This is a genomic window from Klebsiella sp. 2680, from assembly GCF_900198535.1.
Lineage (GTDB): Bacteria > Pseudomonadota > Gammaproteobacteria > Enterobacterales > Enterobacteriaceae > Klebsiella > Klebsiella indica.
The window spans coordinates 692,452-705,233 of sequence record NZ_FZNJ01000002.1 but is presented as its reverse complement, the minus strand read 5'-3'; the positions used below and the strand labels follow the sequence as shown (position 1 = coordinate 705,233).

Below are 12,782 nucleotides of genomic sequence, written 5' to 3'. Positions count from 1 at the left end.
ATTAGGGTTTCCTTAGCGGCACGTGGCTGACAACTGACTCAGCGTCTGATTCTGGCTTTCTGGCGGCAGCCGGTAGTCAGCCACGCAACTGGCGCCCGGGCCTTCACCCCATTTCGCCTGTACTTTGCCGACCAGCGGCATCCCGCTGAGATAGACCTGGCCATTGTCTGCCACGATGCTGCCGCCCTGGCTGCTGTCTGACGTGACCAGCGCGCCGAAGGGAACCGGCTTACCGTTGTGGGTAAGCGACATCAGCAGCCTGAGGCCGACGTGGGCTTTAAATTCAGCGCGGACAATTGCGCCGTGAGTCGGCACCACGCTGGCCACCGCGTCGTCCAGATCGACGTTATCGGCCAGCGTGTTGGTGTCCAGCGCCACTCGGTTTTCACGGTATTCGGTGGCGTAGGGCAGTACGGCGTAGCCGCGCCAGTCAGTCTGCACGCCGGTCTGATTTTCCACCTTCACATTGTCGGCGCCGGGGGCTTTGATCAGCACGACGGTATCGTTCATCGGCTGGCTCAGCGTGACGCCATCGGCATGGGCCAGCACGCCGCCGCTGAGGCCATAATAAAGCTGCTTAATGCTGTCGCTGTGGCTGTAACCGATGTTGGCATTGCCGTAACCGCCGCGGTAATTCAGCGCGGCGTAGCCGCTACCGCCGCTGTCGCCATCGCCGCCGCCCGCGTAGCCGGTCTGCACGCTGTAGCTCAGGTTGTTGCCCTCCAGCAGCGTGCCGTACAGCCCCGCGAGGCTGGTGGTCCGCCCGTTCAGATCGTTCGACATGCTGTAGCTGGCGCTGGCGTGTCGCCAGGCGGATTTGCTGTCCGAGCGTAGCCAGTGGCTGAACGGAATATTGACATTGACGGCCAGCATCTGGTCGCGCCCCTGCTGCCAGGCGTTTCGGGTCAGGCTGTAGCTCAGCGTCCAGTTGATGTCGTCGACGGCGGCGTTCAGCCCGGCCTGCAGTTGCTGGTCCGCTTTGCCGGTTCCCCAGTAAGTCTGATGGCTGCCGCTCAGGTAGAAGGTGGCGGTACGCCCCAGTTGTTGGGTGACGCTTAGCTGTACTTTTCCACGCTTGTTATAAGCAAGGTTGTAGTAATCGGTGAAGGTCGGCTTCACGTCAATGACACCGTCCTGGGTTTCGACGCTGTAGCCGCTCATCCGGTGATATGTGGTGTCGGCGAAGCTGAAATAGCCGCGCGTGGAGTAACGGTAACCCACCAGCTGGATATTGGTGCCGGTATCGGTCAGCGACTTGTTATAGAGGAAGCGCACCGACTGCCCCTGATGCTCACTGTCATCGGGGAGGGTGGCGTTCGCCTGGGTGATATCCAGCGACAGGGCGCCCAGTTCTCCCAGGTTTTTACCCACGCCGACATTAAACGCGCGGTAACGATCCGCCAGTTGCGTGCCGCCGTACAGCGTCCAGCCCGCGGGAAGCCCGCGCATCACTGTGCTCTGGAAAAATGCCGGTTTGTCCTGCTGGCCGTTGCCGCTGCGGTACTTCCCGGCGGTAAGGGCATAGCGGGTATGTCCCTCACGCTGGAGTACCGGAACAGAGGAGTAGGGCACGGTGAAGACCTGGCTGCTGCCATCCGCCTCTTTGATGGTCACCTGCAGGTCGCCGCCATTACCGGCGGCATAGAGATCGTTGATGGTGAAGGGGCCGGGCGGCACCGTACTCTGGTAAATCTCGTAGCCGTTTTGTTTAACCGACACCTGCGCCGTGCCGCGGGCAATCCCGTGGATCGTTGGTGCGAATCCTTTCTGACTGTCCGGCAGCATATTGTCATCAGACGCTAACTGCGCCCCGCGAAAATTGATGCCGTCGAAGACATCGCCGTTGGTGTAGCTGTCGCCCAGCGTCAGGCGGGAACGTAGCGACGTGATGTCGCGCTCCAGCCAGGTATTGACGTGCTGCCACTTGTTTTCACTGGTCGATGCGCTGCCGCCGCTGCTGTAGCTCCAGGTGGTGTTGTCGCGCAGACGCCACGGGCCCATATTCAGCCCGCTCTGCAGATTCAGATACGCATAGTTGCTGTTGCCGTTTGCGCCGCTGTGGACGCTGTTGCCGGTAAAGTTGTAGTTCAGCAGCCCGGCGTTAATGCCGTTATCCCAGAGTTCGGGCGGAATATAGCCGCGGGCGCGGTTGCCCATAAACACCTGTGGGATAGTCAGCCAGAGCCGCTGCTGACCGACGTCGAAACGGGTGGTTGCGTCCTTGATGAGCTCAGTTAATGGCAGGCAGACGTCAGTCGCCAGTGCGTTCATTCCCGGAATGGCAGACGTACTGACGCCCATACCGGCAAGCTGTCCGCGGGTCAGACAGGGCGTCAGCCCGTGCCCGTTTTCTCCGGCATTAAAGGTGATATCGCGGGTGGTCATATAGCCATCATTCAGATAGATATCCACACGATAGGTGCCTGGCGGGAGTTCCTGCCCTTTTTCAAAGCCGGACAGGTCTGCCACGGCTGCGGGATCGTCCGCCAGAAAACGAGGGTTAAAATAGAGATCTGCCTGGGCGAAAAAAGCCGGGGAGGCAAGCAGAAGAGCAATGGGGATCTGAGCTAAAAGGTGAACAGATCCTGGGGTCATACGGCGGGTATCCAAACGCTCAGGTCCATATTTAAGATGTGACATAGTCCCTCCGGTCCAAAATCGCCCGGCATTCGGTATTTTTTCGTTCCGGGGAGAACGCTGCTCCCCGGACAGTTATTGCATTACGCCTTTCATTCGCGGGGTGAGCGCGCCGTAGTCGTTAATCGTCCGGTACGTAATGTCGCTACCCGCATCGGACGGTAAACTAACGCTGGCTTCCCCTTTTGGTGGAACCAGTGCATTTTTCAGCACCCGGGTACCGGCATTAAGTTCGGTGACCGTCAGGTAGTAAGGCGTAGGGTTGATCAGCGTCAGCGAGCCCGCGCTGCGGCGAAACCGCAGTTTTTCCGCAGCCTGATCCGGCGGCAGCGGCAGATTCGCCGGGCGGTAGTAGAGCTTGATACGGCTGATAATCGCCAGTTGCAGGGTGTTGTCGCTAAGCTTTGATTTGTCCATGGACGGAATCGCTTTAACGTTCAGCCAGAACAGGGTTTCCCGGTCCTGGGGTAACTGGTTACTGGTGGCATCGAGGATGCGCAAGGTACTCTCTTTTTTCCCCTGCATGGCGAACAGCGGCGGCGTGATGACAAAGCTGCCGTCTTTTGCTCCGTCGGCATTTTCCACCCATGACTGGATCAGAAAGGTGCTTTTGTCATCATTATTGGTCACCGCCAGCTGAACCTGCTTTTGTCCAGCCGGGTAAATGACGCGCGTTGCGCCCAATGATACGCCCGCTTCCGCCTGAACGCTGAAGCCCGCTGTGGCGGCCAGTAAAAGACCTGCCAGTAAACCGCGCATCCGACGCAGGGTACCCAGTGTATTTTTCATGCTTACCTCTTTCTTACTCACTGTTATTTCCTGTTACCGGTACTGATTACTGGTAGGTCAGGGAGAACCAGGCCTGAGCATTTGCAGCGCCTCCGGTGACCTGATTCCCGGTGGAACGATATTTGGCGACAAAGTGCAGCGTGGTCGGGCCGGTGTGCAGCTGTGTCCATGACGCAGGCGGCGCATTCAGCGGGATTTGCCTGCCGGTTTTATCAAACAGCGCGATACCAATGCCGGTAGCGATACCCGGCCCCTCGCCAACCGAGAGCACGTCCGGGTTTTTACCATCGGCGATGCCGTGAAACGCGACGCCAACGCGCTGGCTCACGGTGGTACTACACTCCTGCAGGTGAATATCAAAGGGGATGGGATTGGTATCTTCCCCTGTGGAATGAAAGCGGTTGCTGCTGATTTGCCCCATTCTGACCGTCATCTGGCGGTCGCCCGCTTCAACGCGGCAGGACTCGGCAATGACAATCCCCTGGAAACGCATGCTGCCGCCGGGCAGCATGACGTTCCACTGGTTGCCGGCCAGCGCCAGCGGTGGCAGCAAAAATAGCAACAGACCTGATTTCATCCTTTGCATCTTTATCACCTCAGGTTTATTCGGATAGCGGGCCATCCTGGCCCCACATGCTTCCCTGCCTGATGAATTACTCGTACTGAACTTTAAAGGTGGCGTCAGCGTTAGCAGTACCGGCAGTGGCGGCACCGGTTGCGTAGTAGCGAGCCTGGAACGGAATGACGTTAGTACCGTCGTTCAGCGTGGTGGCAGCGCCGAATGTTGCGCCATCCAGCGCCAGCGGAGTACCGGTGCGATCAAGGATCTGTACGCCGACGTTCGTCGCGCTGCCCGCCGCGGAACCTTGCAGCGCCAGTACGGTGGTGTTGGTGCTGTCAATAGATGTACCGGCGAACGCGATAGAAGCTTTGGTTGCAACCGTGGTATCACAGTCATCCAGCTGGATGTTGAAACCGACAGCGGAGCTGGTGGCGCCCGCTTTTGCCAGTTTTGCCGAACGCACCTGGCCTAACTGTACGGTCTGGTCGAGAGAACCAGCATCAACCGCACAGGCGGCGTTCACTACTTCTCCTTTAAAATGCACCGTACCGCCATTGACGGTGGTAGACGTGGACTCGGCGGCCAGGGCGACTGCAGAGCTCAGGGACAGTGCTGAAGCAACGATGAGTGCTAATTTTTTCATGATAAATCTCCTGTTAACTAAATAATTCGGAAGCGGTGCTTCACTTAATAAAACACTTGTTGTTAAAAAATAGCTTTTGAAACATAATCCTGTTTTTACAACCTAATTTATTCATCAGGTTACGGCGATGCGTATAAATAGTCTTAAGTTTCACGCCAAACTCTTCTGCGATCTCCTGGTTGCTTTCCCCTCTACTCAACATATTTAACATCTGCTTTTCGCGCAGACTCAGATGGAATTTTGTATGGTAATTGCCCGACATTTCCTTTTTCAGGAAAAAGTTCAGGATACTTTTCGTGTTACTCTTTTTGTCCAGTACGGTTATTTTTTCAAATAGTTCAGACTTATAAAAAGCTAAGTCATTGGATGCAAAGGCGACAATGTTCTTATTTGAAAAATAAATCCATTCCGCCCCCGTAAGATCGTTGCAATCCAGGTCTATAATCAGGAAGAAATTGTCAATAAACTCTACCCCGAGCAATTCAATAAGGCCCAGAGTAAAATATTTATCCTTAGATAAAATATTATTTGATAGATTCATATCTGAACGCAATCTCATCCTTGGGTTGACCTTTAACTCATCGTTAATAAAACCATTCAGCGAATTGAGAGTAATCTATCATCGCCCATATCAATGACACATGCGGTAGAAGCCCTAAAAGTTCTTATGTCTGCATGAGTGGTTTATTGTGGTGTTATAATCTTGTTTTTATATAAAAAACAGATATATCTATCGTAATTTTTCCTTAAGTTAGTGTTTTTTATAAAAAATGCGATAGGGGCTGATTATCATTTTAACCAGAACAATAGGCACACTCTTTATATTGGATTTTTCTTAGGGAACATTCTCTGCTGGACCTGCATTTTCTTATCCTTAACATGTCAGATTTTCTTTTTCTCAATTTTAAATATCCCGATAAAAATGCTTGCGCAAGAGTATTTGCACTGCTTTTAGTCCTTTTATTCCACTAAGGAAAATCTCATTAGCAACACTTTCTTGTATCAGGCCGTTAATTGCCTGAGTGACTATTATGCGATCATGTCTTTGTCCTCATTTTCATCATGGTGACAGATACTGCCAATGCGTCCGGATACGTTGAACGCGTCGCTGCGCTGACATGCCTGCTGTGCGTTGCACAGGATGGCAGGTAGCCCGTCGTTTTGCTGAGGACAATAATACCATCGCATTTTCATTTGGTTATATGTATTTTGTTTTTTTGTTTTTTAGGTGTTATAATCTGGATTATAAGAAAAATATAACCAATTTCAGCATAAAATGCTTGATATACCAAGGTGTATAGAGGGGGTGTGCTTCTGAGGATGATTGTTAAGGCTAGTATATGATCTACAAAATTCAAGATACGATTCATTTCCGCAGTGATGATGGACTGCTATGGCTCGATGATGAATCGGGCGTCACGTTGACGGCAACAACAAGTCGTCTGCTTAAATATCTTTTAGACCACAAAGAACGTGTGGTTTATCGGGATGAGATACTGCAAAATGTCTGGGATGCACATGGATTACGGACTTCCAGCCATAGTCTCAATAAGTATATTTCGGATCTGAGAGCCGTATTCAGGAATATGGGCTGTGACGAGGACGTTATTGTTACTGTGCCCAGGGTTGGATTTATGGTGTCTGAACGTATTGTGATAGAGAGAATAACGCCCCCTGCCCATGAGGTTAACGCGCAAAAAGAGCATGGCAGCGACAGTGTTAATCACCATGAAAACCGCCCTGACCAAGAAAAAAGCAGCGTATCGGTCGCGGTGATTAAAGCCGCCTCGTATATGTGCTTTGCACTGCTCCTGTTTACGTTGTTGTTTGTCGGCTTTAAAACGGATTTTTATCATCCGCGTTTGTCGACGGGGCAGGCTCAGGTCTATTCTTTAGGGGATACAGGAAAATGCCGGATTCAGAGTTTTAGCATCGTACCGATGGAATACAGAAAGCAGGTTATTGCGATGGCCAAAGATCTCATCGTAAAAGAGGGCATGCGCTGTTCAGATAACAGTGTTTTTTACTTTAATGTTGCAGAGACGGTACTAAAAGGAAATCCGGGACGGGTATTTTTAGCGCACTGCATATATTTAGATGAAAAAAAAGGTGATTTTTATTCATGTGAAAACTATTACAGGGCTGATTATGCAATTGTTCAGTAAACGCCGGGGCGTTAGGGGGTATATTATCTCTGCAGTGTTATGCCTCATTTTGGTTTTTGGCCTGTTGATCTACGCCGGTCATCATAGACGTGGTTTTGATTGTTCAGCAAATTTGCGTATTGAATCCACGTCACCCGCGTTTGATGCCCAATTGAAGACTTTCTTAATTATGCGGGATAATCATTCCGGATATTTTGATGTGTCAGGCAAGGTAATGCTCAACGATACCCGTTACAACGTTGCAAGATCGTATCATTTTGAATATGAAAATCAGGGCAATAATATTTACCACTTAGTCAGAACCTCGCTTTCCAAAAGAGAGGCGGACAACATGGTTGAAAGTGTAATGCAGAAAGTTTTTTTTAGTCCGGATCCAAATTCCGGACGGTATATCAAAATCCAGAAGATGAAAAATGCCTATGTGATACAAAACCTGTATTCACCGGCATTGATATGTGTATCTAATTGATTTTTATTGAAAAATACGTTTATTGATATAAGGTGGTCTTATATATGGTCTCTGACTTATATTCAGTGAGCCGCATCAGGTACGCTCAGAATCCGCAGACATGAGGTATGGTTTCAATACCCCGCTTGCCATAATCATTTAGTATTCAGGCTGTCTGTCGTGACGAGAGAGTAATGCTATGATTGACGCAGTCTGAGTCCGTCGATGATTTTCTGGGGTAATTGCTCCGATTACATAATTCGTGCTGAATTCACGCAATGTGATCGACGATTTGGTGCGACCAGCCTGGCGTCTATTTTATCCTAATTTGGTTTTAGAGGGGTTTTGTATATGTATGTGATTATTGTTGGTGTCGGCAAACTGGCTACCGAGCTTTTGGCAATGCAACTGGAGCCGCAATACACTGTAGTTCCATGGGAAAACCGCAGGCTGACCGCAGAAAAATCCATTGTTATCCATGCGGGGTCGGGGCGGCAGTTGCCGGAGGTTATCGATTTTTGCCGTACAACCGGTTCGGTGCTGGTTGAACTCTCTACCGGGACAGCATTACCCGAGGAGTCGTTAACGTTTCCGTTAATTCATTGCCCTAACGTCAATATTCTGATGTTGAAATTTATGAGTATGCTGCAAACCAGTGGGCATCTTTTCAACACCAGCCATATTACGTTAGCGGAGTCACATCAGATGACCAAAACCTCTCTCCCAGGCACGGCTGCCGCAATGGGGACGTATCTTGGGTTGCCGTTAGATGCTATCCGATCGGTACGCGATCCACAGATACAGGAAAGTGAATTTGGGGTACCGCAACAACATCTGGCTCGTCATGCAATCCATCGTATTGAGATCGCAGACGGAGCCTGCCAGTTGCGTTTTGAGTCACGGGTATTTGGTTCATCGCCTTATGCTGACGGAACCGCGCGTATTATTGATGCTATCAGTAACCATCAACCAGAAAACCGGCGCTATGAAATTATGGAACTGGTCAATGCCGGTTGGTTGTGAGGTGGCAAGTTGAACAGCAGGCGTATTAGGGCGAGTCAGGTCCTGGGCGCTAAATTGGCATCGCTGACATCATGTGCAATGAAATTTTCGACCTCGTTGATAAACAATTCAGCCAGAGGAGATAATGGCCGATGAGGCGAAGTTACACAAAAGATTTGCATTGGTACCCGTGGACGAAATTTGCGGATAACGATATCCGGTTGCGTATCAATAATAGCAAACAATGAGTCGATAAGGGCAATTGAGCGGCTGCTTAATAAAGCTGCACGGGCGGCAAATGACATATTGGTTTCCAGCACAATATGGGGAATAACATTTTCCTCCGCAAAACGCTCTCGCACGCTGTGGCTGGGCGGTGAGCTACGGTCAAGGAAGATCATCGGCTGCCCGGCGAGATCCGCCGGGGTAATAGTATCCAGCGCGGCAAGCGGATGATCGGCGCGCATGGCGCAAACAAATTCAGATTCTCCCAGCATCCGTCCATTCGCTTCAGGCTCTGTCGGCGCGCCGTGAATAAAGGCAAGTTCTGAACGGTGGCGGATGACATCCTCCACCGCATCCGGTGACATTCTTGCTGACAGCAGGATACGCGTACGCGCACGCGAGTCCTGAAACGACCCCGCGCACTTGCCTATCAGGGTTGCGGCCATAGCAGGTACTGCTGAGATAGTCAGATAACCTTCACTAGCGGTTTGCATCCCCGATATGTCGCTCATCAACAGATCCATATGGGCAAAAATACGGTCTACATCAACGCCTAAGCGTTCTGCCGCCACGGTAGGGACCAGGCGTCCGCGTACCCGCTTAAAAAGCGGCAAACCGACTAATTCCTCCAGGGCCGCCAGAGTCTTGCTGACTGCAGGCTGTGTGACGTGCAGGCGAACTGCGGTTTCCGAAACGCTAAATGTTTGCATTAGCGTACGGAAAACTTCGAGTTGTCGAAAATTAGGTTTTGCCATAACTAAAAGTATAAAAAAACATAGATTTCGTCATTTTACATTATGAAGTCGTTTTGTGATAGTAAAAACGTACTCGTCAAATGATTCGAGAGCAGACCCTCGGGCGGGCGTCATTATTCTGGCAGGCGATGATTTAAGGATATGGTTAATGAAAATAACGTTATTTGAGCAGGCGGAATTTCTCCAGCGTCTTGAACGTACCAGACAACGCATGAAATCTGCAGGAATCGATTTACTGCTCGTGGCAAGTCCAGCCAATCAGTTTTATTTGACCGGCTATGACGGATGGTCGTTTTACACACCGCAGATGGTACTGGTCCATATTGATGAACCTTTGCCTATCTGGTATGGCCGACGTATGGATGCAGTGGGGGCTCGCTTCACTGTCTATATGCCTGATGAATATATCGTGGAGTATCCGGACAATTATGTCGCGACCAGTGAACGTCATCCGATGCAGTTTCTTGCCTCGCTGATTAAAGAACGTGGTTGGTCTAAAGCCACTATCGGTGTTGAGATGGACGATTATTATTACACCGCTCGATGGCATCAAATTCTGACCTCTGCGCTGCCTGAATGTACTTTCCAGGATGCGTTTCTGCTTATCAACTGGGTGCGTCTGGTTAAATCAGAAACCGAAATTCAGTACATGATGGAGGCGGGACAACTGGCGATGGCGGGCATGCAGGCTGCGCTGGATACTGCTGCGATTGGCGTACGTCAGTCTGATGTCATGGGCGAGCTATATAAGGCTACTGTCGGAGGAACGGAAAAGATTGGCGGAACGTTTCCCTGTAAGCCACCGAATGCAATGGTCGGCGAACTCTGCGCTGCCCCTCATTTGAGCTGGACGGATCAGCCGCTGCGTAAAGATGAAATGTTTTATATCGAAATGGGGGGAACCCGACATCGTTATCACTCTCCGCTATCCCGCTGCATTTATATGGGCACGCCGCCCGCTGAAATTTCACGGTTGGCTGATGTCGTCGCTGAAGGTCTGGAGGCCGTGCTGGCGGCGGTACGACCAGGCCGTACGCTTGAAGAACTAGAGGCAGCCTGGAAAGAGGTGATTTCACGCCATGGTATTGAGAAAGATTCGCGTATTGGTTATCCGGTCGGTATCGGCTACCCCCCGACCTGGGGAGAGCTTACCTGCAGTCTACGCGCCGGGGATAAAACGGTGATGGAAGAGAATATGACGTTTCACTGTATTCCCGCCTTGTGGCTGGAAAAATATGGCTTAGTCATTAGCGAATCATTTGTTGTAACCAAAGATGGCGCAAAGACCTTTGCCGATTTCCCAAGACAGCTTTTCCATCGCTCGTAAGTAAACAAGCGATTATGCCCCGCTATTTTATACCCGTGCGTTCTTATAGCGGGGGTAACAGAGGACGTTGAACTTTCATGATTGTCTGTGCGGGGATTGATAGTTTTGATAAAGGAAAGAGGTATTCATGCAGCAGATTCTTCGGCCGATAATATTTTCGGACAACGGAATGGTCGTCAGCGGACATCACCGTGCTTCCCAGGCGGGAGCCGCAGTATTGCGGGCGGGAGGAAACGCCATTGATGCGGCAATAGCCGCGTCGGCAACGTTATGTGTGGCGTTGCCGCATATGAATGGCATCGGCGGCGATTGTTTTGCGTTGTATTATGATGCTAAAACGCGGAAAGTGAGCGCGATCAATGGCAGTGGTGCCGCACCAGCAACCATGAATGCCGATTTTATTGCCGCAAAAGGGCTGAGCAGTCTGCCGCAACGTGGTGCATTGCCTGTTTCAGTATGCGGATTAATTGATGCCTGGGGGAGCGCCCATTCATTATTTGGTTCAGCTTCTTTTTCGTTAGCGCAATTGCTACAAGAAGCCTACGAGCTGGCGGCAACGGGCTCAGAAGTTGATGTATACCTTGGTGCCTATCTCTCTTCGCAGGCCTATCGCGAGCGGACGTTTGCAGATGCTGATTTAAAAGCCATTTTTGGCGAGACCGGTAGCCGACGTCTGGGTGAACGTATTCCGCAACCGGCACTGGCTAAAACGCTGAAGAGTATTGCTCGCGATGGGGTTCGGTCATTCTATGGCGGTGAAATCGGGAAAATGCTGGTTCAGGATCTTAAAAGTAAGGGCGGCTTGCTTGAGCTTAGCGATCTGGAACAGCATCGAACCTCCGTCACAGTTGCTCCACAGGTGGCATTTTACGGACACCAACTGCATTTCGCACCGCCAAATTCGCAGGGGTTGGCATTGGGTGTATTGGCCGGCCTTTGGGAACAGTTACGCAAGGATGGGCATGATGGGCATATAGTCAAGAACCTTACCCCGGCACTCTATCTACAGCTGAAAGAGATCGCATTTCAGTGCCGGGAACGTTATGCCCTTGACCCGCAATGGGGCGGTGTTCTGCCTGATGACTTTTTTAGTTGCGATAACCTGACGACGTTACTCAGTTCTGCTGATAACGCAGCAATTGAAACGAGAAGAGGGGGAGGCGATACCAGTACACTGGTTGTGGTTGATCAATGGGGGAATGCTGTCAGTTGGGTGCAGAGCCTGTTTGAAGATTTTGGCTCAGGGGTGATGTCACCTTCAACCGGTATCGTGATGCATAATCGTCTGTACCTTGAACGGCTGGATGATTCAGCGCACAGACTTGCACCAGGAAAACGACCTTTCCATACGCTGTGCCCGGCGTTATTAACCAGTGCTGAGGGATGTGAAATCGCGATCGCTACGCCAGGCGATCATGGGCAACCGCAGACGCTTTTCCAGGTATTAATTAATGTGTTTGAGCATGGCATGAATTTGCAGGCAGCGATCGAAGCGCCACGAATCAGACATGATAGCGGCAGCGATGTCATGTATGAGTCACGGATATCCCGACAGTGGGTAGAGCAGCTTGCACACATGGGTAAACATGGCGTTGATGTTGGTGACTGGTCAGTATTACTTGGTGGCGTTAATGCAATACAACGCGCTGCGGATGGTGGATGGATGTCCGGTGCCGATCCGCGTCGTTCCTGTTATGCCGTTTGTCCTTGACTGATGAATATTTAGCAAAGGGGGTCAGGTTAGATTAAAATAACACGATCCCCTTCTTTTATTTTTTATATATCTACGCTATTGCCTTTCAATAATCGGTTTTCTCCCTCTTCTTTATATATTCCTGTTCTACTGATCATTATTATTCCGTTCTTATTTTTCATGTTGTTTTTAATATTTGGTGCAAGTGCATCGTGAATGTGCACCAATATATTGCAGATTATTTGCGGATTCACTTTTCATGACCTTTGCTATGAAGGTGATATTTTTATTTTCAGTTTTATCAATGGGTTAGTGTTTTTTATGGAAATAAAAAAACTATGGGGGAATTTATGTTTTGGCATGCAATGTGCATTAGATATTAGCGGGGACTTTTCATCACACCACGGTGATAGAAAGGGTGAATAGTGGACTCATTCCCTGAAAATATGGAGAGCAGCATTTATCGGTATCGTGCTAATGCTGCCTTTAACAAATGTAATTCAAACGTCTCCTTTAATAGTGATATGAGATGGTTA

General features: G+C 50.4%; 11 protein-coding genes. 5 read left to right on the top strand and 6 right to left on the bottom strand.

The features are described 5' to 3' along the window. Positions 1-12 precede the first annotated feature (12 nt). The 5 genes from FN037_RS10740 to FN037_RS10720 all read right to left on the bottom strand — a co-directional run bounded on the left by FN037_RS10740 (position 13) and on the right by FN037_RS10720 (position 5,172). Complete coding sequence (locus FN037_RS10740) at positions 13-2,640, bottom strand: fimbrial biogenesis usher protein (RefSeq protein ID WP_142502195.1); 2,628 nt, start codon at positions 2,638-2,640, stop codon at positions 13-15. 72 nt (positions 2,641-2,712) lie between these two features. Then, the gene (locus tag FN037_RS10735) at positions 2,713-3,426 is read right to left on the bottom strand and encodes a fimbria/pilus periplasmic chaperone (protein ID WP_171034896.1); all 714 of its coding nucleotides are present in this window, start codon (positions 3,424-3,426) and stop codon (positions 2,713-2,715) included. Positions 3,427-3,472: 46 nt separating this feature from the next. Then, complete coding sequence (locus tag FN037_RS10730; protein ID WP_138361725.1) at positions 3,473-4,012, bottom strand: fimbrial protein; 540 nt, start codon at positions 4,010-4,012, stop codon at positions 3,473-3,475. 67 nt (positions 4,013-4,079) lie between these two features. Beyond that, on the bottom strand, positions 4,080-4,631 hold the full coding sequence (gene fimA, locus FN037_RS10725; RefSeq protein ID WP_138361726.1) for a type 1 fimbrial major subunit FimA: 552 nt from the start codon (positions 4,629-4,631) through the stop codon (positions 4,080-4,082). A gap of 40 nt (positions 4,632-4,671) precedes the next feature. After that, positions 4,672-5,172: a LuxR C-terminal-related transcriptional regulator gene (locus FN037_RS10720; protein ID WP_138361727.1), complete on the bottom strand. Its 501-nt coding sequence runs from the start codon at positions 5,170-5,172 to the stop codon at positions 4,672-4,674. Between the two features lie 799 nt (positions 5,173-5,971). Here FN037_RS10720 and FN037_RS10715 point away from each other — a divergent pair. The 3 genes from FN037_RS10715 to FN037_RS10705 all read left to right on the top strand — a co-directional run bounded on the left by FN037_RS10715 (position 5,972) and on the right by FN037_RS10705 (position 8,267). Next, the gene (locus FN037_RS10715) at positions 5,972-6,796 is read left to right on the top strand and encodes a helix-turn-helix domain-containing protein (RefSeq protein WP_142502194.1); all 825 of its coding nucleotides are present in this window, start codon (positions 5,972-5,974) and stop codon (positions 6,794-6,796) included. Continuing rightward, positions 6,780-7,265 carry a hypothetical protein gene (locus FN037_RS10710; protein ID WP_142502428.1) on the top strand — a complete coding sequence of 162 codons (486 nt, stop codon included), beginning with the start codon at positions 6,780-6,782 and terminating at the stop codon, positions 7,263-7,265. The genes FN037_RS10715 and FN037_RS10710 overlap by 17 nt, the downstream gene beginning before the upstream one ends. A gap of 330 nt (positions 7,266-7,595) precedes the next feature. Continuing rightward, positions 7,596-8,267 (top strand): dihydrodipicolinate reductase, encoded by a 672-nt coding sequence (locus FN037_RS10705; RefSeq protein WP_142502193.1) that lies wholly within the window; start codon positions 7,596-7,598, stop codon positions 8,265-8,267. 35 nt (positions 8,268-8,302) lie between these two features. Here FN037_RS10705 and FN037_RS10700 read toward each other — a convergent pair whose 3' ends face one another. Continuing rightward, positions 8,303-9,226, bottom strand: a complete 924-nt coding sequence (locus tag FN037_RS10700) for a LysR substrate-binding domain-containing protein (RefSeq protein WP_142502192.1) — start codon at positions 9,224-9,226, stop codon at positions 8,303-8,305. Positions 9,227-9,374: 148 nt separating this feature from the next. Here FN037_RS10700 and FN037_RS10695 point away from each other — a divergent pair, with 148 nt between their 5' ends. Beyond that, a complete protein-coding gene (locus FN037_RS10695; RefSeq protein WP_142502191.1) occupies positions 9,375-10,553 on the top strand; it encodes a M24 family metallopeptidase in 1,179 nt (392 codons plus the stop codon). A 127-nt stretch (positions 10,554-10,680) separates the two neighbouring features. Then, entirely contained in the window at positions 10,681-12,264 is a 1,584-nt protein-coding gene (locus FN037_RS10690) for a gamma-glutamyltransferase (protein ID WP_142502190.1), read from the top strand. The last annotated feature ends 518 nt before the right edge of the window (positions 12,265-12,782 follow it).